28 protein-coding genes and 1 tRNA gene are annotated in these 24,647 nt (G+C 37.8%); 22 read left to right on the top strand and 7 right to left on the bottom strand.

What is annotated here, in order from left to right; translation table 11 throughout:
• The 4 genes from AWM68_RS16125 to AWM68_RS16110 form a co-directional block, all read left to right on the top strand.
• Nucleotides 1-626 (top strand): peptidoglycan-binding domain-containing protein (locus AWM68_RS16125; protein ID WP_197468190.1); only part of this gene is annotated, 626 nt, incomplete at its 5' end.
• Between the two features lie 12 nt (nucleotides 627-638).
• Nucleotides 639-926 (top strand): phage holin, encoded by a 288-nt coding sequence (locus AWM68_RS16120; RefSeq protein ID WP_066244106.1) that lies wholly within the window; start codon nucleotides 639-641, stop codon nucleotides 924-926.
• Nucleotides 927-1,067: 141 nt separating this feature from the next.
• Complete coding sequence (locus tag AWM68_RS16115; RefSeq protein WP_066244102.1) at nucleotides 1,068-1,406, top strand: type II toxin-antitoxin system RelE/ParE family toxin; 339 nt, start codon at nucleotides 1,068-1,070, stop codon at nucleotides 1,404-1,406.
• The gene (locus AWM68_RS16110; protein WP_066244098.1) at nucleotides 1,399-2,484 is read left to right on the top strand and encodes a helix-turn-helix domain-containing protein; all 1,086 of its coding nucleotides are present in this window, start codon (nucleotides 1,399-1,401) and stop codon (nucleotides 2,482-2,484) included. Before AWM68_RS16115 ends, AWM68_RS16110 begins: the two co-directional genes overlap by 8 nt.
• 19 nt (nucleotides 2,485-2,503) lie before the next feature.
• On the opposite strand, the gene AWM68_RS22045 is transcribed toward AWM68_RS16110, so the two are convergent.
• On the bottom strand, nucleotides 2,504-2,632 hold the full coding sequence (locus AWM68_RS22045; RefSeq protein ID WP_269446798.1) for a hypothetical protein: 129 nt from the start codon (nucleotides 2,630-2,632) through the stop codon (nucleotides 2,504-2,506).
• A 410-nt stretch (nucleotides 2,633-3,042) separates the two neighbouring features.
• On the opposite strand from AWM68_RS22045, the gene AWM68_RS16100 reads away from it, so the two are divergent.
• Complete coding sequence (locus AWM68_RS16100) at nucleotides 3,043-3,309, top strand: hypothetical protein (protein ID WP_066244093.1); 267 nt, start codon at nucleotides 3,043-3,045, stop codon at nucleotides 3,307-3,309.
• 9 nt (nucleotides 3,310-3,318) lie between these two features.
• Here AWM68_RS16100 and AWM68_RS16095 read toward each other — a convergent pair whose 3' ends face one another.
• A complete protein-coding gene (locus tag AWM68_RS16095) occupies nucleotides 3,319-3,528 on the bottom strand; it encodes a helix-turn-helix transcriptional regulator (protein WP_066244088.1) in 210 nt (69 codons plus the stop codon).
• A gap of 293 nt (nucleotides 3,529-3,821) precedes the next feature.
• On the opposite strand from AWM68_RS16095, the gene AWM68_RS16090 reads away from it, so the two are divergent.
• Genes AWM68_RS16090 through AWM68_RS16080 form a run of 3 tightly spaced genes read left to right on the top strand, consistent with a single transcriptional unit; the run spans nucleotide 3,822 to nucleotide 6,140 of the window.
• Nucleotides 3,822-5,111 carry an FtsK/SpoIIIE domain-containing protein gene (locus tag AWM68_RS16090; RefSeq protein ID WP_066244085.1) on the top strand — a complete coding sequence of 430 codons (1,290 nt, stop codon included), beginning with the start codon at nucleotides 3,822-3,824 and terminating at the stop codon, nucleotides 5,109-5,111.
• Complete coding sequence (locus AWM68_RS16085; RefSeq protein WP_066244083.1) at nucleotides 5,056-5,637, top strand: replication-relaxation family protein; 582 nt, start codon at nucleotides 5,056-5,058, stop codon at nucleotides 5,635-5,637. The genes AWM68_RS16090 and AWM68_RS16085 overlap by 56 nt, the downstream gene beginning before the upstream one ends.
• Nucleotides 5,638-5,651: 14 nt before the next feature.
• Complete coding sequence (locus AWM68_RS16080) at nucleotides 5,652-6,140, top strand: hypothetical protein (protein ID WP_066244079.1); 489 nt, start codon at nucleotides 5,652-5,654, stop codon at nucleotides 6,138-6,140.
• Between the two features lie 126 nt (nucleotides 6,141-6,266).
• Here the strand turns inward: AWM68_RS16080 and AWM68_RS16075 are convergent.
• Nucleotides 6,267-6,342: transfer RNA gene (locus AWM68_RS16075), tRNA-Ala, on the bottom strand.
• Between the two features lie 377 nt (nucleotides 6,343-6,719).
• On the opposite strand from AWM68_RS16075, the gene nagZ reads away from it, so the two are divergent.
• The 7 genes from nagZ (at nucleotide 6,720) to nagE (ending at nucleotide 15,828) form a co-directional block, all read left to right on the top strand.
• Nucleotides 6,720-8,747 carry a beta-N-acetylhexosaminidase gene (nagZ, locus tag AWM68_RS16070; protein WP_066244149.1) on the top strand — a complete coding sequence of 676 codons (2,028 nt, stop codon included), beginning with the start codon at nucleotides 6,720-6,722 and terminating at the stop codon, nucleotides 8,745-8,747.
• 15 nt (nucleotides 8,748-8,762) lie between these two features.
• The gene (locus tag AWM68_RS16065) at nucleotides 8,763-10,019 is read left to right on the top strand and encodes an exo-beta-N-acetylmuramidase NamZ family protein (protein ID WP_066244076.1); all 1,257 of its coding nucleotides are present in this window, start codon (nucleotides 8,763-8,765) and stop codon (nucleotides 10,017-10,019) included.
• A gap of 249 nt (nucleotides 10,020-10,268) precedes the next feature.
• Entirely contained in the window at nucleotides 10,269-10,988 is a 720-nt protein-coding gene (locus tag AWM68_RS16060) for a GntR family transcriptional regulator (protein ID WP_066244074.1), read from the top strand.
• 51 nt (nucleotides 10,989-11,039) lie between these two features.
• Nucleotides 11,040-12,413, top strand: a complete 1,374-nt coding sequence (locus AWM68_RS16055; protein ID WP_066244071.1) for a PTS transporter subunit EIIC — start codon at nucleotides 11,040-11,042, stop codon at nucleotides 12,411-12,413.
• 17 nt (nucleotides 12,414-12,430) lie between these two features.
• On the top strand, nucleotides 12,431-13,486 hold the full coding sequence (locus tag AWM68_RS16050) for a DUF871 domain-containing protein (protein ID WP_066244068.1): 1,056 nt from the start codon (nucleotides 12,431-12,433) through the stop codon (nucleotides 13,484-13,486).
• An 11-nt stretch (nucleotides 13,487-13,497) separates the two neighbouring features.
• Nucleotides 13,498-14,403, top strand: coding sequence for an N-acetylmuramic acid 6-phosphate etherase (murQ, locus tag AWM68_RS16045; RefSeq protein WP_066244066.1), 906 nt, complete (start codon nucleotides 13,498-13,500; stop codon nucleotides 14,401-14,403).
• 15 nt (nucleotides 14,404-14,418) lie between these two features.
• Entirely contained in the window at nucleotides 14,419-15,828 is a 1,410-nt protein-coding gene (gene nagE / locus AWM68_RS16040) for an N-acetylglucosamine-specific PTS transporter subunit IIBC (RefSeq protein ID WP_066244063.1), read from the top strand.
• 46 nt (nucleotides 15,829-15,874) lie between these two features.
• Here the strand turns inward: nagE and AWM68_RS21085 are convergent, their stop codons facing one another.
• Nucleotides 15,875-16,051, bottom strand: coding sequence for a YjcZ family sporulation protein (locus tag AWM68_RS21085; RefSeq protein ID WP_082820738.1), 177 nt, complete (start codon nucleotides 16,049-16,051; stop codon nucleotides 15,875-15,877).
• 122 nt (nucleotides 16,052-16,173) lie between these two features.
• Nucleotides 16,174-16,839, bottom strand: coding sequence for a hypothetical protein (locus tag AWM68_RS16035; RefSeq protein ID WP_066244058.1), 666 nt, complete (start codon nucleotides 16,837-16,839; stop codon nucleotides 16,174-16,176).
• A gap of 368 nt (nucleotides 16,840-17,207) precedes the next feature.
• Between AWM68_RS16035 and AWM68_RS16030 the strand changes: the two genes are divergently transcribed.
• Both AWM68_RS16030 and AWM68_RS16025 read left to right on the top strand, forming a co-directional pair.
• Nucleotides 17,208-17,852 carry a 3'-5' exonuclease gene (locus AWM68_RS16030; protein WP_066244055.1) on the top strand — a complete coding sequence of 215 codons (645 nt, stop codon included), beginning with the start codon at nucleotides 17,208-17,210 and terminating at the stop codon, nucleotides 17,850-17,852.
• Between the two features lie 219 nt (nucleotides 17,853-18,071).
• Complete coding sequence (locus tag AWM68_RS16025; RefSeq protein ID WP_066244053.1) at nucleotides 18,072-18,299, top strand: hypothetical protein; 228 nt, start codon at nucleotides 18,072-18,074, stop codon at nucleotides 18,297-18,299.
• A 79-nt stretch (nucleotides 18,300-18,378) separates the two neighbouring features.
• Here the strand turns inward: AWM68_RS16025 and AWM68_RS16020 are convergent, their stop codons facing one another.
• Nucleotides 18,379-19,092 (bottom strand): TrkA C-terminal domain-containing protein, encoded by a 714-nt coding sequence (locus AWM68_RS16020; protein ID WP_066244049.1) that lies wholly within the window; start codon nucleotides 19,090-19,092, stop codon nucleotides 18,379-18,381.
• Nucleotides 19,093-19,206: 114 nt separating this feature from the next.
• Between AWM68_RS16020 and AWM68_RS21530 the strand changes: the two genes are divergently transcribed.
• The 5 genes from AWM68_RS21530 to AWM68_RS16000 all read left to right on the top strand — a co-directional run bounded on the left by AWM68_RS21530 (nucleotide 19,207) and on the right by AWM68_RS16000 (nucleotide 24,213).
• A complete protein-coding gene (locus AWM68_RS21530; protein WP_156488435.1) occupies nucleotides 19,207-19,365 on the top strand; it encodes a hypothetical protein in 159 nt (52 codons plus the stop codon).
• A 74-nt stretch (nucleotides 19,366-19,439) separates the two neighbouring features.
• Entirely contained in the window at nucleotides 19,440-20,180 is a 741-nt protein-coding gene (locus tag AWM68_RS16015) for a GDSL-type esterase/lipase family protein (RefSeq protein WP_066244046.1), read from the top strand.
• Nucleotides 20,181-20,673: 493 nt separating this feature from the next.
• Entirely contained in the window at nucleotides 20,674-21,759 is a 1,086-nt protein-coding gene (locus tag AWM68_RS16010; RefSeq protein ID WP_066244144.1) for a Fe(3+) ABC transporter substrate-binding protein, read from the top strand.
• A 97-nt stretch (nucleotides 21,760-21,856) separates the two neighbouring features.
• The gene (locus AWM68_RS16005) at nucleotides 21,857-23,500 is read left to right on the top strand and encodes an ABC transporter permease (protein WP_066244043.1); all 1,644 of its coding nucleotides are present in this window, start codon (nucleotides 21,857-21,859) and stop codon (nucleotides 23,498-23,500) included.
• The gene (locus AWM68_RS16000) at nucleotides 23,500-24,213 is read left to right on the top strand and encodes an ABC transporter ATP-binding protein (RefSeq protein ID WP_066244040.1); all 714 of its coding nucleotides are present in this window, start codon (nucleotides 23,500-23,502) and stop codon (nucleotides 24,211-24,213) included. The genes AWM68_RS16005 and AWM68_RS16000 overlap by 1 nt, the downstream gene beginning before the upstream one ends.
• 74 nt (nucleotides 24,214-24,287) lie before the next feature.
• On the opposite strand, the gene AWM68_RS15995 is transcribed toward AWM68_RS16000, so the two are convergent.
• Nucleotides 24,288-24,482, bottom strand: a complete 195-nt coding sequence (locus AWM68_RS15995) for a hypothetical protein (RefSeq protein WP_066244037.1) — start codon at nucleotides 24,480-24,482, stop codon at nucleotides 24,288-24,290.
• Nucleotides 24,483-24,647 lie beyond the last annotated feature (165 nt).

Genomic DNA, 24,647 nt, shown 5'->3' with positions numbered 1-24,647 from the left:
CACTTGATATGGACTCGTTACGTGGTCAAATTGCTTTCAAACAATATGGTGAAGTTCAACATAACTTTAATAATGATAATAAGCGTCTTATCATTTTGCCTAAAAATGCAGGACCGCGTAAAACGATTGAAGAGCCAATTGCTATCGTTGAGAACCAACCTAAAGAACCAGCCCCACAGGATTTACTAAAATACGGATCTCGAGGAGAGGCAGTTAAACAGCTGCAGCAAAAGTTAAATGCAACGGGGTTATTCACTTTAACAGTTGATGGCATCTTTGGTAAGAAAACAGAGTATGCTGTTCGGGATTTTCAACAAAGAAAGGGACTATCTGTTGACGGTATAGCTGGTCCACAGACATTTGCTAAGCTTGCTCCGGCTCAACAAAAACCAGTTCAAGGAAAAAAGAAACCATCATCAAAGGCAATCGTTTCTTATCCAGGTCACCTTATTAAAAAAGGGTCTAATGATAAAGAAAACATAAAGAGAATTCAACGAGCCGTTGGCGTAGAAGCCGACGGTATTTTTGGGTCAAAAACTGAAGCAGCTGTTAAAGCTTATCAGAAGAGAAAGAAACTTAAGCAAGATGGAATTGTTGGCCCAGCTACATGGGAGAAGCTATTTTAGGGAGGGATCGTAATGATAAACTGGAAAATTCGTTTCAAAAATACGGTATGGCTAACTGCTTTTATTTCTCAGCTATTAATCATCACGCAATTGATTGCAATTGGTCTAAATGGTGCAGGAGTGACAGACTTTGTATTAACTGAAGAGATTAAAGGATGGGTGTTGGCTGTGGCTAACGCTATTTTTGTGGCTTTATCTATGCTAGGTATCGTGCAGGATCCTACAGTAGAGGGAATTGGCGATAGTCAACGATCATTACTGAGGAAAGAACCTTTAAAAGAAGAATTAGATGAACGTTAAGTGAAAGCCCTTCTCTTCGGAGAGGGGCTTTTTTTATTATGTAAATATATTTACAATTTTAGGGGATAAGTGTATTCTGAATACAGTCAACATTTTCATTAACCTTTTAGGTGAATAACTTTTCCACTACAGGGGAATATAATGGATATAAAATTTAAGAAGCAAAAATTGCAAAAACAATGTTCAAATAAGCAAGAAATGGTCAAAAAATGGGGTCCGGACATCGCGAAGAAATTAATGATGAGACTTTCCGAGCTAAAAGCAGCAAGCAACCTTGGGGAAATCAGTTGTTTACCTGGACCTGAATGCCATCAGTTAACTGGTAATAGAGATAATCAATTTGCAGTTACACTGAAACAGCCGTTTAGGTTGGTTTTCGAGCCATATAACGATCCACCACCTTTAAAACCGGATGGTGGTTATGATTGGTGGCAAATTACGGCCATTTTAATAATAGAGGTGGTTGATTATCATGGTTGAACAATTTTATGATTTCGAGCCCGATTTTATAGTAATCCCAGGCGAGACGCTAATGGAAACTATTGAGTCAAAAGGTTTAAGTCAAGCTGAATTAGCAAAACGGACAGGAAGACCTACCAAAACAATTAACGGTATAATTAAAGGGACGATAAGTATCACACCAGATACTGCATTACAGTTTGAAAAAGTATTAGGGGTTCCAGCGTCTTTTTGGAACAACCTCGAAAAAAATTATCGTGAATCACTTGCCCTTGTTAAAGAAAGTGAACTTTTAAAAGAGAGTGAAGGCTGGTTAGAAAAGTTCCCCATTAAAGAAATGAAAAAAATGGGATGGATAAGCTCTTTTAAAAATGATACTGATCAACTTAGGGAAGTTTTGAAGTTTTTTGGTGTAGCCTCCGTAGAAACTTGGGAAGATATCTGGAATCCTAAAGTAGCCTTTAGGAAATCCGATGATAGTAATCAAGGTGCTATCTCTGCATGGTTAAGAAAGGCAGAACTTAATGCTGAGTCAATTTCATGTAGTCCATTTGATGAAAAAATGTTTAAAGAAGCAATTATAGAATGCAGAGAGCTAACCAACGAAAAGGACCCTAATGTTTTCATCCCTAAATTGGTAGAAATTTGCTCGAAAGCCGGTGTCGCAGTAGTGTTTCTTCAAGAAATACCAGGTTGTAAAGTCAGTGGAGCTACGAAATGGGTCAATTCTCAAAAAGCATTAATAAGTCTTAGCTTGCGTTATAAGTCGAATGACCATTTATGGTTTACTTTTTTTCATGAAGCAGCACATATATTATTACACGGTAAAAAACTCACATTTATTGAAGGTATTACCGATGAGATCTATGCTGAAAAAGAAGACGAAGCAAATAGTTTTGCGGCAAATACATTAATCCCTAAACATTTTTATGAGAATTTAATTACATCAAAACCAATAACAAAACAAAAAGTTATTAGATTTGCAAATTCAATAAATATTGCCCCTGGTATAGTAGTAGGTAGATTACAACGTGATAAAGTAATAAGATATAGCTATTTTAATGATTTAAAACAATTTTATAAATGGGTAAAAAACTAAGCAGGTGAGCTTAGTTTTTTTATTTATTATGTGCTCCTGTATAATCCCAATACCCACTTTCAACCTTCTCCAATTGATCGCGCATGAACTCCTTTAGATCATCTTCCATTTCGTCGCCTTCGATTTCATCAACTGTAAATGTAATCATCCTTGCCTTCTTAAAATCCATAATTGTTACTTTCCAGCTCTATGTTTTACCTTTAACCGTAAACATAATCCCGTATCGCATCAAATTCACTCCTTATGGAAATAATTATATACGAATATACGTTCTATTTATATTGAAAGTAAGAACAGATGTTCGGTATAATAAGGAATAAAGGGAGGATGACAGTATGAAAAGCTTCTTATCAAGATGTCATTTGAATAAGATACCCGTTGAAATTATGTACATATCTAATAATGGCCAAGTAAGCCAACGTATCATTTCTATAAACGATATGAATGAAACAACAATAAGAGCTTACTGTCATCTGAGAAAAACCCAACGAGTGTTTAAATTGGAGAACATACTCTCCATTAACTATAAAAAGGCTGCAGTTTAAAAGGGGAATGGACATGAAAAGAATAACCAGGGCACAACTTAATGTTTTTGATGCGATCGTTACGAACATAAGGCGTAGAAACTATGCACCTTCCATAGAAGAAATCCTTATGGTATCCGGCCATAGATCAAAAAGTACAGTACATAGACATTTGAAAATATTAAAGGCTGCTGGTTACATTCGGTGGGAAGAAGGAAGGACCAGAACGTTAAAAGTGATTAAATCAGTTTCAGAAGAAGATCGCGAAAGACTTTCAATCAAATTTCAATATGCATATTAAGAACCCGCCTTATTCGGTGGGTTCTCTTTTTATCCAGATTTCCTCTATTGGCTTTCCAACTATTTCAGCAATTTTAAATGCAACTGGTAAAGTAGGGAGTGTTTTTCCCCGAATAATTAAACTCAAGGTACCTTCGCTAATACTCGCCTTTTGAGCAATGAATCTTTGCTTGATTCCATTTTCCTTTAGCAACTTATTTAAAATACACTCCAAATGCATTACCATCACCCTCCTGCTTATTAATTCTTCAAAAAAAATACTTGTCCTTTAAATTTATCTTTTTATGTACAGGCAAGTGACAAGCTCTGCGCCCATATCCTTTATTATTCCCGAACAAACTTCTTGATTAATTACCCACTTGTCATAGTAATCGAGAAACCTGTTTAAATGCATCGTTGACCGTTTTGGTGTCAATTTAAACTGTTCTGGATTGCTTAACTTATTCTCTCTGAAGAATACCTAAAACGGTGGTGCTGCTTTCTTTCAAAAATGAAAAAAAGGAGTTGTTGCTCATGTTCTTTGAAATTGCTTCTTCCCTTCTATTTGGTTCGATTGCCGTTTATGCCAAAACAAAAGGTTCAGGTGTTGGCAGTATAGGAATGAATGAAGGACAAAAAATACAGCGGATCTTTTCAAACACAGGATTAAATGTAAAAGAGGGAGATAAGATTTTAACTGCTCAGCTGGTGCGGAACAAAAAAAGAAAATGGGGTCGTGAATTAGTTTACAGAATTCCACTCGGTCGTTCTTTTGAAGATTATCAGAGCAAAATAAATTCTATTCAAGATGGGTTAAACACAAAGAAAAGAACACAAACATTAGATTTTCAAGCGCTTAGAAAGGGAGATTTTAAAAACATATTTAAAAAAGAAAAATCGCATCAAAAGGAAGTTGAAATGTCCTATGACGGAATGCTTAAAATAAAAATTTACAATCAACCTATGCCAGATAAAAAAGACTATAAAGAAATTGAATTGAAAGAAGGTTGGCGCGTTCCTATGGGATCAAATCGGACGGAAACCATTTTCCATGACTTTGATCAGATTTACAACATGCTGGTAGGTGGCGCAGTTGGAGGAGGGAAATCTGCTTTCCTAGATATGGTGATCTCGCACTTCTTGCGAACACAGTCAGATAATGTGAAATTTACCCTTATCGATTTAAAAATGGTTGAATTTAATCGTTTTCGGGACTGTAAACAGGTTGTAGGATTTGCAGAAACGGCAGCCGAAGCGAAAGAAACTTTAAAAAATGTTGTAGAGGAAATGAAACAGATCCTTGAACGACTAAAACAAATGAATGCCCGAAACGTAATTGATGCAGGAATAAAGGAGCGTCACTTCATCATTATTGATGAGATCGGAGAATTGGCCAGCCACAAAGAAGTGGATGCTGACACAAAAAAAATTAAAGAAAAATGTGAGTATTATCTTTCAAATATTGCACGCCTTGGTAGAGCTATGGGAATTCGGGTTATTGTTGCAACCCAGCATCCAACAGCGGATGTTGTTCCGATTCAAGTGAAACGTAACTGTGATTCAAGGCTTTGCTTCCGAGTGGATGGAACAAGCGCATCTATGGTGGTTTTAGATAGTCCGGGAGCTGAGTCACTTCCAGTAATAAGAGGGAGGGCGATATATAAAAACGGTGCGGATAAGTATACCTTACAAACTCCGTGGCTACCTGATAACGAAATGGAGGAAATCATCCAAGATCATATTCAACCAAGAAAGGAGATAGCTAAAGATGAACCAAAGGCAACAGGGGATTTTGCTCTCTTTGAAAACACTCCACTTTCTTAACCGCGATCAGATAATGATATTACATTCACTAAGTAGTTCAAGGAACACCAATAGAGTTCTTTCTGATATGAAACAATATCTTTCATCAATAAAAGAAGGAAAAGAAACCATTTATTATCTTTCAAAAGAAGGGCGTGAAATGGTTGGGTGTGAGCGGATCCGCAAGAAAACTCCTCAAGTGCAACACTTTATTATGAGGAACCAGTTTTACATCTTTGCGCAATGTCCAAAGGAATGGAAGATCGAACAGAAGATTGGCGGTCAGATTGTATGTGATGCAGCATTTAAACAAAGTAATAAGTGGCACTTTCTTGAAGTGGATAATAATGCAACCATGACGGCCAACAAGAAGAAAATCGAAAAGTATAAGAAGTTGTATGAAAGTAAAGTATTCCAAAATCACAGAGATTACGGATACTTCCCGTTGCTGTTATGGGTGACTACAAACGATTATCGACAAAAGAAGTTACTGGAACTATGCCGGGGGATTCCCTGCAACGTGTTCACGATTGACGATATTAAATAGGGGAGTGGTTCACCATGTTCAGACAAAAGAAGATTGAAAGAGTTGGAACAATTTCAGAATTTATGCAGAGAAAACACAATATTCAGGAACTAAAAGTGAAGGATTACAGCAAGTATAAAGCCATAGCAACTGGTACACTAGTTCCGCTCATTTTTGCACCAAAAGCATTTGCTGCGGAATCTATTAATCAATGCGGTCAGGTTATAGCAGTATCATCTTCAGCAACAGCGGTACCAGTTAATGCAGTAACGGATAAAGTAATGGGGGATGTAATAGCAGCGTTTGCACATTTATTTGATCCACTCATTGATCTAATGATTGCAATTTCTTTCCCTGTTGCTTCAGCTATGATCGTATGGAAAATTTTCTGTGGGTTCTTTAAGGATCAGGGGGAAATTTGGGAAGGGATAGGCAAAATATCAATTGTTTACTTACTTGTTCAAATGTCTCCAATATTTATTAAAATCTTAAAAAGTTTAGGAACACTTGCTGTTGGAATTTAGGGTCGATTTTCATTAAAAAATTGATTTCGGCGACAATTCGGCGACAAGAGGGAAATCGTCATTGCAAATCCAAAATAAACAAAAAAGAAAAACCCTTGTATATCAAGGGTTTTTGACTGTTATGTATGGTGGAGACTAGCGGGATCGAACCGCTGACCTTTTGGCTGCCAGCCAAACGCTCTCCCAGCTGAGCTAAGCCCCCATTTGCTGCTGACATAGAAAATTATAAATCTAATTCAATAAGTGAGCAAGCTTTTTTGGCTAAATCTGCATAACAAACTTCTTATTCTCACACAATGAAATAAGATTGTTTACTATAAATGTGTAAGCTTTGTCCAAAAGTAGATAAAGCTTTTTTACATAAGCCTTTTTTACCTTAAAAGTGAATTCATTAAACTGGTATAGACAACTAGTCCTATAAGAGTTAAGTACTTAAGTTCTGTTTTGTTTCCTTGCGACAGGAACCGCACTTTATCTACCGAAAAGTGACAAAGAAAGAAAGCGCTACCAAAATAAAGGGAGGTACTGGTGTTGAAGAATTCCATAAAGTTTCGATATCTTTTATTAGTTGCTTTGTTAATGATCCCAATGTTTGCAGGGGTGGGAAAAGAAAATTCTGTATTAGCCAAACAAAACAGTGAAACAGAATTAATCATTGCTCAAAATATGCCGCAACTTTCTAATGTGATTCTGGGTAATTCCATCGATTTAACCGCATTATCGACAAAGGTAGATGGAACGTATGTTGAAACAACAAAAAACTTGAAATGGAGTTCACTAAACAGAACGGTTGCAACAGTTAATCAAGACGGTGTTGTAACTCTAAGTGGAAAGAACGGCAGAACATATATTGTCGTAACAGATGGCAAATCTTTCGACAGAATTGGCATCCATGTGAAAGACGGAGAAACAAAGTTATTAAAACAAGAAGGTGCAAAATACGACCTTATTACAAAAGCTATCGAATCAATGTCTGTAAAGGAAAAGATCGGACAAATGTTAATGCCTGATTTTCGTACTTGGAATGGAAAAAATGTAACAGAAATGAATGATGAGATTAAGGAGCTCGTGAAAAAATATCATCTTGGCGGTGTGATTCTTTTCCGAGAGAATGTTGTAACCACAGAGCAAACAACTAGACTAGTTGATGAGTATAAGAAGGCGAATGAAGACTATGGATTACTAATATCAATCGACCAAGAAGGCGGAATTGTGACACGTTTGCAGAGTGGTACCGATTTCCCAGGAAATATGGCGCTTGGTGCAACAAGATCAACAGAACTGGCGGAATCTGTCGGACACGCTATTGGCTCAGAGCTTCACTCGCTTGGTATAAACATGAACCTAGCTCCAGTATTAGATGTAAACAATAACCCTGATAATCCAGTTATTGGTGTCAGGTCATTTGGTGGCGATCCTCAGCTTGTTGCTGACTTAGGAACAGCATATACGAAAGGGCTACAATCAGCAGGAATGGCTGCGACAGCTAAACATTTTCCAGGGCATGGTGACACAGCGGTTGATTCACATCTAGGACTTCCTTCTGTTCCGCATGATAAAGAAAGGCTGTTGGAGGTAGAACTCTATCCTTTTCAGCAGGCTATGAATCAAGGGATTGATGCCATTATGACAGCCCATGTAACTTTCCCGAAAATTGATCCAACCACTGTTATCTCAAAAAAGGATGGCACAGAGATCGCTCTCCCTGCTACTTTGTCACATGAAGTATTAACAAATTTAATGAGAAAAGAAATGGGATTTGAAGGTGTAATTTCTACAGATGCATTGAATATGAAAGCGATCGCTGATCATTTTGGCTCAGTTGATGCGGTAATTCGTGCTGTTAATGCGGGTACAGACATCATCTTAATGCCTGTTGGATTAGAAGAAGTAGCTAACGGTTTATACGAGGCTGTAGAGAAAGGTGAAATTACTGAAGAAAGAATAGATCAATCTGTTGAACGCTTATTAATGTTAAAAGCTAAGCGCAGCATTTATAAAAAAGTCAATGAAACACCAATCGATGAAAAAATTGCACACGCTGAAGAAGTAGTCGGAAACAAAGCACATAAAGACTTAGAAAATGAAGTCGCTAAAAAATCAATAACGCTCGTTAAAAACAATGGTGTGTTACCCGTTAACAAAGCTGAAAAGAAATCGATTGTAGTAGTGGGGAACACGTATAGCGAAAATCTTACACAAGCTTTGTCAGCTCATCATTCTTCGGTTGAATTAATTAAATCTGCTCAGCCTTTAAGTCAAGAACAATTGCAAAAAGTACAAAATGCTGATTTAGTGGTGCTTGGAACATATACGTTTAACGTTTCTGGACGCTTGCCATCTTCTCCTCAAATGCAGATGGTCAATCAAGTGATTGATGCAGCTTCAGAAAAAACAATTGCAGTAGGCATTCGAAATCCTTACGATATTATGGCTTTTCCAGAAGTCGCAGCCTATATCACACAATACGGCTTTAGAGATGCGAGCTTTGGAGCTGCAGCAGAAACAATCTTTGGTATGAACAACCCTTCAGGAAAATTACCGATTACCATTTTTAAAGATGCAGCAAGTGTTCTCTATCCGTTTGGTCATGGATTAAGCTACTAAAAAGGGGAGAAGAAGATGAAAAAATGGGGAATCTTTTTAACGCTGTTGCTCATGTTATCTTTTGTACTTCCAGGTGCACAAGCTACTAATCAAAATAAAAGTTATGAGCATAGGCAAAACTTTAAAACCGGTTTACAGAGACTGTTAGATCAGGAGATGAGCGTTTTAAAAGGTAAAAATGTAGGTTTGATTACGAATCCTACAGGAATTGACCGTAACTTAAACAGCATCGTTGATGTTTTATACAATCACCCTGACATTGAGCTGAAAGCATTGTATGGTCCTGAACATGGAGTGAGAGGCAGTGCACAAGCCGGTCAATATGTTGAGTTTTACACAGATCCAAAAACGGGGCTTCCCGTCTATAGCTTATATGGAGCGACAAAAAAACCTACTCCTGAGATGCTTGAAGGAATCGATGTTCTTGTATTTGATATTCAAGACGTTGGAACGCGTTTCTATACGTACATTTATACAATGGCTTATGCGATGGAAGCAGCAAAAGAGAACAACATTCCTTTTGTTGTCTTAGACCGTCCAAATCCTTTAGGCGGTGAACAAGTGGAGGGTCCAGTGTTAGATCCCGCTTATTCCTCGTTTGTAGGCTTATACCCGATTCCATTAAGACACGGTATGACTGTAGGAGAATTGGCGAACTTGTTTAACGAAGAATTTGACATCGGAGCCGATTTAAAGGTAGTAGAAATGAAAGGCTGGAAACGATCTTGGGCATATGAAGATAGCGGACTCGAATGGGTGCTTCCTTCTCCAAACATGCCAACAAAAGATACAGCGCTGGTTTACCCAGGAAGTGCGCTTATTGAAGGAACCAATGTTTCAGAGGGAAGAGGAACAACGAAACCGTTTGAGTTAATTGGAGCTCCATTTATAAATGGGGATGATCTAGCAAAAAAACTAAATGATGAAGCTTTACCGGGTATTAAATTCCGTTCAGCATCCTTTATCCCTGCCTCTTCAAAACATGTCGGTAAGCTATCTCACGGTGTAGAGATTCATGTGACGGATGAGAAATTATTTCAGCCAGTTTTATCAGGAATTACTTTAGTAAAGGCTATCCATGACCTATACCCGAATGATTTTCATTTCCGCGCAGAAGACAGTAAAGGAATCTCTTTCTTTGACCTTTTAATTGGCAATGGGTGGGTAAGAGACTATATTAAATCAGGACGCAGTGTTGATGAAATCGTCGCTCGTTACAATGATGAACTTGAGGAATTTAAGAAATTAAGAGCACAATATTTGTTGTACTAACTTTATCGAGCTAAGGCGCTAATCTTTAGCCTTAGCTCATTTTATTTGAATTTTCTGACTGGTATAGACAACTAGTTATAACAATGATACGCTTGGCATAAAGTAATATGGGAGTGGACATGAAAACTTTTCTTTCATCAAGCTTCAACTACTAAAAAAAAAGCACTTCAAGGTTCCTGGCAGGTAGATCATTTGAAAAGTAGAAGTTGCAAGGAATCTTTTTTAGGTAAGGAGAGTTGAAACATTTATATGATCGATAAAAAATCACCAATGCCTCTTTATTTTCAGATTGAAGAAGCAATCAAACAAAAGATTGAAAAGGGAGAATGGATAACGGGAACGATGATCTCCTCTGAACGAGAGTTTGCTGAAAACTATGAAGTCAGTCGAATGACTGTCCGTCAAGCAATAAATAATCTTGTGAATGATGGATATTTAACACGCCAGAAAGGAAAAGGGACATTTGTATCTGCTAAAAAAATAGAACAGAAGCTCCTGGGACTTACGAGTTTTACAGAAGATATGAGGTCAAGGGGATATCGGCCAGCATCAAAACTTATATCCTTTCAAACCATAAGTGCCAATCAAAGATTAGCGAAAGCTTTAGAAATTCCAGAGAACCAAAAAATTTATGAGATCAAACGGGTTCGCCTTGCAAATGATATTCCGATGGCGTTTGAGACCACTTTTGTTCCTGCTCAACTGCTTTATCTTCAGGAAAGTCATATTAAAGAGGGCTCACTGTATTCAGAGGTAGAAAATGCAGGCTTTAAAATTGATTATGCGACACAAAGCTTAGAAGCATCAATTGCCCGTGATGCTGAAAGTGAAATACTAGAGATAACAAAAGGTGCACCCGTGCTTCTCATTGAAAGGCAAACCTTTTTGACGAATGGTATGCCTTTGGAGTTAGTACATTCAGTTTATAGAGGTGACCGTTACAAATTTATGATCGATATGAAACGCTAATCCAAGCGTTTTATATAAAAATGAAAGCGTTTACGAAGAGGGGGAAGGATAATGGGGAAAGAGCAGCAAATGGCTCATAGCATCATTGAAAAACTTGGAGGTTCATCAAACATTCAATCATTGATGCATTGTATGACGAGAATTCGTGTGAACTTACACGACCCTTCAAAAGCAGATTTAAAAGGGTTAAAAGATGTGGATGGTGTATTGGGATTAGTAGAAGATGACACACTGCAGATTATTGTCGGACCTGGAATTGTAAACCGTGTAACACTGGCAATGAGCGAAGAAACAGGAATGAACATCGAATCGGTTGATGAAACAAACCCAATGGATCTTGAGCAGATGGCGCGCATGAATAAAGATGCCATTAACAAGAAGAACGCAACTCCTTTTAAACAGTTTTTACGCAAGATTGCAAGCATCTTCATTCCGTTAATTCCTGCAATTGTTGCATCAGGTTTGATCATGGGAATCACAAACGCTGCGATTAACTACGGTGTAGATAGAGAAACATCATTCATGCAGATGATGGGTGTCATCGGTGGAGGATTGTTTGCTTACCTGGCTGTATTTGTTGGTATAAATACTGCGAAGGAATTTGGAGGAACACCAGCACTAGGAGGAGCAGCAGGCATCTTAATTATCAATCCGAACCTGGCAAATATCACGCTTTTTGGTGACCCGCTTGTTGTTGGGCGTGGTGGATTAATAGGTGTTATGTTAGCTGCTGCATTTATTGTCTTTCTTGAAAAGCGCATTCGTAAATTTGTTCCCGCAGCCATTGATATTATCGTAACTCCAACACTAGCTTTATTAATTACAGGTTTCGCCACACTGTATGTACTTCAGCCAGTAGGTGGTTTCTTATCAGATATCATCACGAAAGGCTTATTAAATATTCTTGATGTAGGCGGTATTTTCTCAGGACTTATTCTAGCAGGTACATTCTTACCATTAGTTGTTACAGGACTTCATCAAGGTTTAACACCAGTACACATGGAGCTTATTAATACGATTGGGGATGACCCATTATTGCCGATTCTGGCGATGGGAGGAGCAGGGCAAGTTGGTGCTGCATTTGCCATCTATTTCAAAACGAAAAATCAAAGGCTGCGGAAAGTTATTAAAGGCGGACTTCCTGTCGGAATGTTAGGGATCGGTGAACCGTTAATCTTTGGTGTTACCCTTCCGCTCGGTCGCCCTTTCCTAACGGCATGTTTGGGTGCTGCTGTTGGTGGAGCATTCCAAGCATTCTTTAAAATAGCAACGGTTGCAATTGGTGTTTCTGGTATCCCGCTTGTATTTCTTGTCCATGCGAATGAAATGGTTCTCTATTTAGTTGGTTTAGTCATTGCTTATATCTTTGGTTTCTTATTTACATGGACATTCGGATTTAAAGAGAGCATGGCAAAAGACATTTAAACAGGAGTGGACCTTCTTTGTGTTATGGCATTTCAATTTATCTAAGCGAATCAGACACATTCAATAAAAACTGGATCGAAAAGGCTGCTAAAAACGGTTTTCAGTACATCTTTACTTCTCTTCATATCCCAGAAGAAAGAGATGTAGATTTTATTAAACAAGTAAAATGGTTAGGCAATACAGCTCAAAGTTTTCATATGGACGTAATGGCAGATATTTCTCCAGCTTCCCTTGAACGATTAGATTTAGGGATTTCTGAACTGCCTTCCTTAAAAGACTGGGGCATCACAGGAATCAGGATGGACTATGGGTTTACAGCCAAGCAGATTGCTTGGCTGTCCCATTCTCTTAAAATTGGATTGAACGCGAGTACCATTGATGAAGTACAGCTTAAGGAATTAGTGGATGAAGGATTACAAGTAACTCAAACAGAAGCTTGGCATAACTTTTATCCAAAACCATATACAGGCATTTCAAGTCATTCATTGAAAGCACGAAATGATTTGTTTCACCGTTACGGTATAAAAACGATGGGCTTTATTAAAGGTGACGATTTATTACGCGGTCCGTTGCATGAGGGACTTCCTACGATTGAAAATCAGAGATCTACAACACCTGTACATGGATCATTTGAACTAAGCGAACTAGGTACAGACAAAATTTGTGTGGGAGATTTAAATCTAACTGACCAGACTCTGGAGGCTTTCCGATATTTAATGGATGGTATAGTTCCGCTTTATGTTGATATTAGCGAAGGATACGTCAACCTATATAACTCGGTTCACACAAATAGAATGGATGCTGCACAATACGTCATTCGTTCGGTTGAATCTAGAACAAAGCCTTCTAAATGGCTCCAAGAAATTCAAAATCCAACGTGTTTTACAAAGGGCACAATTACGATAGACAACCAATTATATGGCAGGTATGCAGGAGAGCTTCAAATCTGCTTGGACGACTTGCCGGCTAATCCTAAAACAAATGCAGTTGGGATGGTAAGAGATGAAAGCTTGCCATTGTTAAAGTACGTGGGGAGCGGAAAGAAGTTTGTGTTTTTAAATCAACAAATTTAAAGGAGATCATGATGGACTTAACCAAATTGGCTACAGAAAAAAGGAATCCAGACACATTAAATATTGACGAACTTTCAACACTAGAAGTGGTCCAAAAAATACACGAAGCCGATCTTGGAGTTGTCAGTTGTATTACTCCTGTCTTAACTGAGATTAGTAAGGTAGCAGAAAAAGTGGTGACAGCTTTTGAAAATGGAGGACGACTTATCTATATCGGGGCAGGAACGAGCGGAAGGTTAGGCGTTTTAGATGCTTCTGAGTGTCCGCCAACCTATGGGACGGACCCGAATTTAGTAGTAGGGGTGATCGCAGGTGGTGATTATGCACTTCAGCATGCTATTGAAGGTGCAGAAGATGATTCAGAATTAGGGAAATCTGATCTTCAACAACTAAATCTTACGAATAAAGATGTTGTCGTCGCGATTGCAGCTTCTGGCAGAACTCCTTATTGCTTAGGTGCAATGGATTACGCCAAAGCACAAGGTGCACTTACGGCTGCACTCATCTGTGCTGCAGACACACCTATGCAGAAGCTTGCGGATATCAGTATTCCTGTTATAACAGGACCAGAAGTCGTTACTGGTTCTACCCGTATGAAAGCTGGAACCGCTCAAAAGCTTGTTCTTAATATGATCAGTACAGCCAGCTTGGTGAGATGGGGCAAAGTGTACAGCAACTTAATGGTAGATGTTCAGCCAACCAACGAAAAACTAAAACTGCGTGCAAAGAATATTATCATGGAAGCTGCTGGTGTGTCAGAAAAAGAAGCAGAGGACGCAATGCGTGCCCAAGAGGGTAATACGAAGGCAGCGATATTTCAGTTAATAACAGGAGTAGCTCCAAATGACGCAAAACTTTATCTAGCTCAACATGATGGCAAATTAAAGGAAGCGATACGCATGTTCACTAAAAAGTGAGAGGGGTAGGTTATTATGTTAGGATTCTTGCAGCGCATAGGCCGCGCACTCATGCTTCCTATTGCTGTTCTTCCAGCAGCGGGACTCATTCTGCGATTTGGTCAAGAAGATTTACTAAACATTCCTTTTTTGGCGGCAGCAGGTAATGCCATATTCGGTCACTTAGCATTGATTTTCGCAATTGGGGTTGCTGTTGGGCTAGCTAAAGACGGCAGTGGAGCAGCGGGTCTTGCAGGGGCTATAGGGTACTTTGTATTAACAGAAGGTGCCAAAGCGTTTGCCATTGAGAATTTAGGGTTTGAAGGCAACTTTGATATGTCGGTGCTCGGTGGAATTTTAGCCGGGGTTGTTGCTGGGCTCTTATATAATAGATTTTATAATACAAAACTTCCCGAATGGTTATCATTCTTTGGCGGTAAACGTTTTGTACCCATTGTGACTGCAGGAACGATGGTAGTTTTAGCCTTAGTTTTTGGATTCATCTGGCCATACATTCAAATGGGATTAGAGAACGTTGGGACTTGGATTACGAGTGCAGGTGCAATCGGTGCAGGTATCTTTGGTTTCTTTAACCGCTTATTAATTCCACTAGGTCTGCATCACGTACTTAACAGCTTTTTATGGTTTGTATTTGGGGAGTTTACAGGAGAAAACGGAAAGGTAGTAACGGGAGATTTGTGGAGATTTTTTGCTGAAGATCCTAAGGCAGGATTCTATATGGCAGGATTCTTCCCTGTTATGATGTTTGGGTTGCCGGCTGCTTGTTTAGCAATGATTCATACAGCAAAAAAACACCGTAAGAAAGCAGTTGCGGGGATGTTAGGAAGTATGGCACTTACATCTTTTGTAACAGGGATTACAGAACCGATTGAATTTGCTTTTATGTTCTTGTCACCACTACTTTATGTGATCCATGCTGTATTAACAGCAGCCTCAATGTCTGTAGCAGTATTATTTGATATTCATCATGGCTTTACGTTTTCAGCTGGAGCAATCGATTACTTCTTAAATATTGGGATTGCTCAAAATGGCTGGTTGCTGTTGCCGATAGGAGCGGTTTATTTTGTACTGTACTATGGCGTATTCCGTTATTTAATTGTTAAGCTTGATTTGAAAACACCTGGTAGAGAAGATGAAGAAACGATTGTTTCAGAGGCTGCAGCAACTTCTACAACAACAAATGAAAAATATGATGCAACGGCTTTAGCTTATTTAGATGCGCTCGGAGGTATAGAAAATATTGTTCAGCTTGATAACTGTATTACGAGATTGAGAGTTCAGATTAAAGATCTTTCCCAAGTAGATGAAGAGGGTCTGAGAAAAGCTGGATCCAAAGGATTAATAAAGCTGAATAACCAAAATATACAGGTAGTAGTAGGGTCAGAAGTTGAACCGATTGCAGACAGCATGAGAGAGAAGCTATAAAAAAAGAGACCGCCATTTTCTTTGCAGAAATGGTGGTCTTGTTTTTTTACGCGTTCCAATAACCATTAATGGGTGCGTTTGCTGAGAATCCGTATCCATATGAGCAAGGATAAGAATAAACACAGCAGTTACCGCTAAACGAAACGGCTCCGACAATAATGAGCAGCACGAATAGTACCACATAAAGCGTAAAGCTATCAGAACAGTACTTTCTCGACGACATGGTTTCACTCCTCTTCTTGCACTATGAGAAGCCGATTTCTCTCCTCACTCTATTTTATGCAAGATGGATAAGCATAGAAACGGTGATAAACGCCTTATTTCATGGAGTTGCCGTCTAATAAATTATTTGTAAGCTTCATCTAAAATGATATAAAGATAATCTACAAATTCCCCTTTTGAAAACATCGTTACTTCATATACATCACCAAGCTCGTTGTAGACAAAAGCTGTATCAGTATCAGTTGTTTCTTCTATGTCTGTTGGAAGTCCGGCAAGTTCAAGTGCTCTTACTTTTTCATCATCCGTAAAGAGAATTTCCTCTTCAATTACGGAATAGACTAGGCGGGCAGCTTTTCCCTCAACAAAAGTGACAGCAAACTTCTCGTTTTGATAATATTTTACGACTGCAGGGACAAACTCTGTCGTGCCAGAGTATCGATATTTTATTTCTTCAGATCGCGTTGGTTTCCCCCATTTATCGCTTATTTGCTTTTCAGAAAGGTTCGTTAGTTCACTTGCTACAAATTCGTGATTTTCAGTTAAATACTCTTTTTCATTTGTATCTGCATTCTCTTCATCAGCATCTACATTGTTATCATCTTCTGTTGCTGCTGGTTCAGCTGCATCTGCATCTTCTTTGTCTTCACCACTAGAAGATTCGGTGGCTTTTTCATTATTGTTATCAGTCTTCGTTTCTGTTGCACCTTGTTCATCTTGTTTAGTTTCTTTTGAACAAGCAGTAGTAGTAAGCAAACCAATTATAAGAACAAATAGTAATATTTTTTTCATGATAATCCCTCATTATGTAATTCATATAGTTAAATAGCCAATAACAATGTTAACAAAAGAATGCATAAATTGAAAATGAAAATATGGCAGATTAAGAAACTTATAGCCATTTAGAATAGACTGACATCTAAGCTGAATCATTACATAAAATGAAGTAAGGCATTTTAAGTAAAATTTCTTTCCACTTCAAGCTGTTCTCAACAAGGAAATAGGTGAGCCAAAAGAAAAACCTATTTCTTTTAACTGTGGCACCCTTTTACATGTAGTAAATAGCTTATGTAATATTTCATTTTGTTAACATATCATCTACAATATATGGTAGGAACCCATTTAACGACGCGAATGATGAAAGGCAGGTGTGAAAAGGGATGCAATATATTGTTTATGATTTAGAAATGACCAACAGGTTATCTGAGATTATTGAAATTGGTGCTATCCGAATGACAGAAGTCAATGGAGAGCTGACAATACTTGATACGTTCCAAACGTTTGTCCAGCCAAAAATGGATAAGCTGAATTCACGGATAACGAATTTAACGGGTATAACAAAAAAAGATTTAATTTCTGCTCCCGTTTATGCAGAAGCTATAGAAAATTTTAGATCGTGGATCGGGCTTGAGGAGTATTACTTATGTTCGTGGGGGCCAGAGGATAAATGGGCGCTCATAACAGATTCGACTTTTCACCAAGCAGAAACAGATTGGATTATTAACCATAATGATCTTCAATTTCATTTTAGTTTGCTTCACGATAGTGAGAAAGGGTTTCGTTATGGATTGTCACGTGCACTTCAAACGATGGAACTCTCACATCAAGGTTCAAAACATAGAGCTTTAGATGATGCTATTAACACAGCAAGAATTTTTAAGAGAATCTATAAAAATATAGAGATTGTTAAAAATCCTACTTCATACTTGGAGTCGAAGCTTTTCGAACCTGAAAAACTGGTTTATAAAACAAAGGCGGAAGAAAGTATATCCCCATTTGCTTCCTTATCAAAGTTATTTAACTAAAGTAATTTTGCTTTTATATGTAAACCTTTTAGGAAATGAAGATAACACAAACTTTTAAATTAGGACTTTATTCCTGTTATTTCGATTTTTTTCGACATAAATAGGTGGGTAGTATAGTGGATAATCCATAATAAGTAAGATATGTCGTCATTTGACGAATTGTTTTTGTAGGAAAATTACCTTATTTTCGATAATAATGATAGTGGGGGGTGTTTATTAGTGGATACTACATATTACATAACTAATAAAAACAATCAATTATTGGAATTACTAAATACGATAGATTATTGCCTGACAGATGCAACTCTTGAGGAAGTAGATTCAATCATTAAGCTTAAAGAAGAGTTATTAGCAAACGATGGAATACATATTACTCCTGAGCAAATAAATAATATTATTTCTTTATTATTGTCCTTTGTCCCTGTACAAGTTAGGGAAGTGGGTTAATACAGAATCTCTAATGAAGAGGTTCTTTTTTTTTACTTACCTCATTTGAAAAATCTTCTTTAGGCATAAAAAACAGGAGCTACAAGTGGCTCCCATTAGATGTTTTTTTTTCCTCGCTCTTTTTCAATTCTTCCATCTCATCTTTAAATCGTTCTTGTAGTGAATCTTGGTGTCCATAAAGAAAAATCATATCTCCTTCTTGGATCTCTGTCGTGTAGCTATCTTTTCTAATTGTTACATCCCCACGTTTAATAAATAATACGAGCAAGTCCTCATCTGTTTGAATAACATCCTCTAACTTCTTTCCAATTATAGAAGACCCTTTGTGTATGGGCAGCTCTACGACAACATCATCTTCTTCAAAATACATAACTTCACGCAATGGCAGATCGGAAATGTTGTAGTTCTTTTGCAGATGTTTATCAAACGATTTACTCATAAAGTTCTTAAACTTTGGGATGCTTAAAGTCAGATACAGCGCAATCAGGACTAAAATAATAACGCCAAGCTCTATAGATTTAAACTCATCAGCTAGAATGTTGCTGATCGAGGAGATAATGACGGCAAGTGAAAAAGCACCGAACAGGATAAGGAACGTACTTAACCGTCTTCGAATAGGGTGTTCTAAGATTAACTCAGATTCACCTGTTGTAAATCCAGTAGCAGTAAACATTGAGATTACCTGAAAGCGGGCGATTTCCTTTTTTAAGCCGGTAAGGGTGAAGAGCAGTACATTAATTTCAATTACAATCGCAATAATTGCGAAATACAATAATATGAATATGAATCCCACAAAGGCACCTCCGTCTAAATTCTTCTATGTCCTTTACCCTCATTTTCTATAAATCATTCTCTGTCTCATAATCGCAATCTCTTCCTCATATAGTTTTGTACAGGGGGGATGAATATGACCGGTTTCCTTATTACATTAGTACCTGCATGTCTATTGTGCGGGGGAGTAGCACTTCTCATTCATTCTTTTGTAAAAAAAGATACGTATCAGTATGACAAAGAAAACCTTTGGGAAGACACATCTCTTACATCTGAAGATTATCGCATCAAATAGCACATTCATTACTTGATATTTTCCCGCATTATGGTAAAAAGTAAGATAACAATAACTAGAATCGAGGATATGATGTGCGGAAAGTATCAAAGAAATGGCTAATTGGCGGAGCAGCTCTTGCTATACTTCTATTCCTCATTTTTCAGAACTTTGGTAAGTCAGAAGTTGCGAGTGAGACAAAAACTATAAAAATTGTTGCTCTTGGAGATTCGTTGACATACGGTGTGGGAGATCCCTCTAAAACAGGCTATATAGGCATTGTCAGAAGAAATATTCAAAAACAAACAGGGCGTAATGTTATCGTTAATAACTTTGGAATTAGCGGACAACGTTCAGATCAATTGTTAAAACAACTTGAAAATGGTGTAGTGCTTAAAGCGTTAAAGCAAGCTGATCATGTGTTTGTATTCATAGGAACCAATGATTTTAGGCATTCTGCAGGTTGGAACTTCCGTAAGCTGCCTCAGCAGCCTCTTCTGCTTGGGAAAGAAAAGTTAAGAAACAATCTCAGCAAAACATTGACTGTTGTAAGGGAAAATAACTCGTTTGCTCCAGTCTATGTATTAGGACTATATAATCCTTATTTTGGCGAAGCATATGATCCAACTGCTTCCGATAGCATCCGGTCTTGGAATGAAGCGATCATTGAGGTAAGTAAAGAAAGCACACTTACAAAGTACATCTCAACATTTGAACTTTACGAAAATGTTGAAAAGGATATGTATTTTTCTGATTCTTTGCATCCTAATCGCAGGGGATATAATAAGCTGGGAAATTGGGTATATAACCAGTGGAAACCTCTAAATCAAGAGTAGCCTCCAAAGAAGTTTATGACTTCATGGAGGTTTTTTGGTTGCAGCTTAAACTTAGTTGCTTTTGGAAGTAGTTGATTTCCGTTCCAGGTGCTCGCTTACCGCGGGGCAGGCGGTGAGCCACATTGGTAACGTTTCACTTTTTAGTGTCTCACCTGTCTAGTTGCAGTGGCTAGCCCCTCGAGGTCAAAAGCTAAATGGTCAGAAGGCAAAGTGCGCCTTCCTAGTCCATTCACCTTTTGCTTGTCGGGGCTGAACGAGCCACTTCCACTTTTCGGACTGCCAGCCTGTCCTAGCCGAGAGTCTCACACCTTACACTCCAATCAACGGACACAGAAGAAAATAAAAAATGAGGTTTGCAAGTCAACAATCTTTTAGAAAAGCCTTTAATTTTAATGAAAAAACCATTGACTTGAGAATGATTATCATTATAATTAAAATTGAAGTTGATAATCGTTTTCAATTAAATTTTATACATAAAGGGAGCAAGGGGATCATGCATAAAAAGAATTTATTCACAACGATCATTATGGTTCTAATAGTAGCTGTCATTATGGCAGGATGCGGGAAGTCAAATGATGGGGCAAGTTCAGGCAATGACAAAGCAGCAAGTAAAGAAGAGAAAAATAGCGGCGAAGTTAATTTATACACAAGCCGTCATTATGATGTTGACGATCAAATTTTTGCTGACTTTACAAAAGAGACTGGAATTAAGGTAAACGTAATTAAGGGAAAAGAAGATGAATTGATCGAGCGCCTTTCTAGAGAAGGAAAGGCTACAAAAGGAGATCTATTCTTCACATCTGATGCAGGCCGTTTACATTGGGCAAAGGAAAAAGATCTACTTCAAAGCGTTGAAAGTGAGACTTTAAATAAAAACATTCCTGAGAATTTAGCAGATAAAGACAAACAGTGGTACGGATTAACGAAACGTGCGCGTGTAATCGTTTATTCTAAGGATAAAGTGGATCCATCTGAGTTATCTACTTATGAAGCACTAACAGAGGACAAATGGAAAGGGAAAGTGCTTATTCGTTCTTCTGAAAATATTTACAACCAATCATTAGTGTCTTCTTTTATCTCTTTAAACGGAAAAGAAGAAGCTAAGAATTGGGCAGAAGGTATCGTTAAAAACATGGCTCGCGACCCTCAAGGCGGTGACCGTGATCAAGCAAAAGGTATCGTTGCTGGTGAAGGTGATGTGGCGATCATGAACTCTTACTATTTTGGACAGATGCTAAACTCTGAGGATCCTGAAGAAGTTAAGGTTGCTAAACAGCTAAGTGTGTTTTTCCCTAACCAAGAGACTACAGGAACACATATTAATATCAGTGGAATCGGTGTAACAAAGTATGCCAAGAACAAAGAAAATGCCATCAAGTTAATGGAATACTTATCAAGCGCTGATGTTCAAAAAGTTTTTGCTGAAGCGAACTATGAGTACCCTGTTAATAAAGAAGTTGAACCTTCTGAGCTTTTAAAATCTTGGGGTGAGTTTAAAGAACAAGATCTTAACCTTTCGGAGCTTGGGGAAAATAATGCAGATGCCGTGAAAATTTTAAATGAAGTAAGCTGGAAATAAACTGTTAAAAATTGCCGTATCGCATTTTGTGATACGGCTAATCGTATGTAGCAACGAACAGCATGATTTAAGCAGATGAGTAAAGAAGAAGGTGAAAATGTTGTATTTGATTCGAAAAATGAGATCGCAATTCAATAGTTGGGCTTTGCTTAGCTTTATTTTTTCAATTTTAATCATTTTACCGGCTTTGCTCATCATGGTTCAGTTATTCGCGGAGAGTAATGAAAATTGGGAACATATTAAAGAATTCATGCTTAAGAACTATATTATAAATTCGGTAACACTCGTTATTTTCACAGGGCTATTTACTGTAATCATTGGTGTATGTGCAGCGTGGCTAGTGACTGCCTATACGTTTCCTTTGCAGCGTTTCTTTAAATGGGGAATGATTCTTCCTCTTGCTATTCCTCCTTATATCGGAGCGTATACGTATCATGGGATCCTTAACTATACAGGAGTAATCCAAACCAATCTAAGAAACCACTTTGATATTAAGGTCGATCAAAAGTTTTTTGACATTATGAACATACCAGGAGCCATTTTTATCTTTACTTTGTTTCTCTATCCGTATGTTTTTATCATTACAAGAAGTTTCTTAGAAAACCAGTCTTCTTCACTAATCGAAAATGCACGTATTTTAGGAAAAAGTTCCTTTCAAACCTTTATTCAAGTAGTACTTCCCATATCTCGAACAGCAATCGTAGGCGGTGTGAGTTTAGTCATTTTAGAAGTATTTAACGATTATGGCGTAGTTAAATATTTTGGAATTCAAACGTTTAGCACAGCGATTTTTCAAGCTTGGTTTGGAATGGGAGATATTCAATCTGCTATAAAATTAGCAGGTACATTGATGGTAATCGTTGTCTTTATTCTCATTGCAGAAAAGTTAATACGAGGTCGAAAGCGGTACAGCTATTCAACCTCAAAAGTACGCCCCCTGCAGCCAAAGGAACTAAAAGGCTGGAAAAAGTACTCTGTTCTAAGCCTTTTCCTTACATGGTTTGCATTTGCTTTTTTGATTCCCTCCATCCAACTTTTACAGTGGGTGTATATGACATACGACGTGATCTTAAATGAGGTTTTTCTTGATTTAATTTGGAATTCAGTGTTTGTGGCTTCAATTGGTTCAGCACTTATTGTTATTACCGCTCTTATAATCGCTAATTTTAGTCGTCTTTCAAAAGGATGGTTCAGCCAGTTTTTTTCAAAGATAACGGTTTTAGGATATTCATTACCTGGTGCAGTTATTGCTATTGGTGTACTTACGTTATTTCTTGCACTCGACCAAAAAGTTATAGTCTTGTATGAATGGATAGGGCTTGAGCCTACGCTTGTTTTAAGCTTAAGTATCAGCATGCTGATCTTTGCCTATGTTGTCCGCTTTTTGGCCGTCGGGTACAACTCAATTGAATCTGGTTTTGAAAAAGTGGGGACTGCTTTTACAGATGCCTCTAGGACATTAGGAATGTCTGTTACGAAAACTTTTTTTAAAGTGGATATTAAAATGATAAAAGGAGCGGTTGCTGGCGGTTTTATTCTGGTTTTCGTTGATATTTTGAAAGAATTGCCATTAACACTCATCCTGCAGCCATTTAACTTCTACACATTGGCTACAAAAACATTTCAATATGCTAGTGATGAACGGATTCATGAAGCCTCTGTTTCGTCTATTGTGATAATTTTTATAAGTGCACTTTCGATATTCTTTTTACACAAAGTTTTAGAAAAGGAGCCAAAATAATGTTTGTTCAAATTAAAGATCTAACGTTCAATTATAAAAATTCCCGTAAACCTCTATTTGAGAACCTTTCTTTAGGGTTTAAGCAAGGTGAAGTTACTGTAATCCTAGGGCAAAGCGGCAGCGGGAAAAGCACATTGCTTCGTCTAATTGCAGGACTTGAAATACCTGCAAGAGGATCGATTTCGATTGATCGTGCCGTTATGAATGATTCATTACGGTTCGTACAGCCTGAAAAACGCGGAGTAGGTCTAGTTTTCCAAGACTATGCTCTGTTTCCACATATGACGGTTGAAAAGAACATTAAGTTTGGCCTCCATAAAATGAGTCGTAAACAGAAGCAAAACCGCATGGAGGAGCTGCTCACTTTGGTAGGAATGGAAGAGTTTGCATCTCGCTATCCCTATGAATTAAGTGGGGGGCAGCAGCAGCGAGTGGCTTTAGCGAGAGCTTTAGCGCCGAATCCATCGCTAATTATGTTCGATGAACCTTTTAGTAATTTGGACAGTAAGCTTCAAGAACAAATTCGTGATGATTTAAAAGACATTATAAAGCTTACTGGTATTACCTCTATATTTGTTACACATGACGAAGAGGATGCTCGTGCGATTGGAGACAGGATTGTTCTAATGCATGATGGAAAGATTCAGGAGGCAGGAAGGCCAGAGGCAGTATTTAAAAAAAATAGAGAAAAGCTTTCGCTAGCTTATGTATAAATAAAAAAAACCGGAGATACCGGTTTTTTTATTTTCCTTTTGAAGTTCCACAGCGTACAAGCAGAACAAAGTTACTATTTTTTAAATTGAGCATCCAATTTGCCGTTCATGTCGATTAAGAACCCGATCTCTCGGCCTAATAACTCTCCAAGTTCTTTTGCTTTCTTTTCACTTTCGTTCTTTATCTGTTCAATCGTCAGCTCTCCTTTTAATTTTGAAGCACCAACGATAATACTTAATTCACCTTTTTCATAAAATACAATTTTCATTAACTATACCTCCCTGAAAAATAAAACCTTCTATATATTTCGATGTTACCCTGATACTTATGGGGTAGAAGAAGAATATGGAAAACATTAATGATGAAACTTTTAATTGGAATAAATAAGTATATCGCGTTTTCTTGACAAATTTTTATGTATGTTGATAAAATT

Source organism: Fictibacillus phosphorivorans (assembly GCF_001619875.1).
GTDB classification, from domain to species: Bacteria; Bacillota; Bacilli; order Bacillales; family Fictibacillaceae; genus Fictibacillus; species Fictibacillus phosphorivorans_B.
This window is presented reverse-complemented; position numbering and strand designations above follow the sequence as displayed.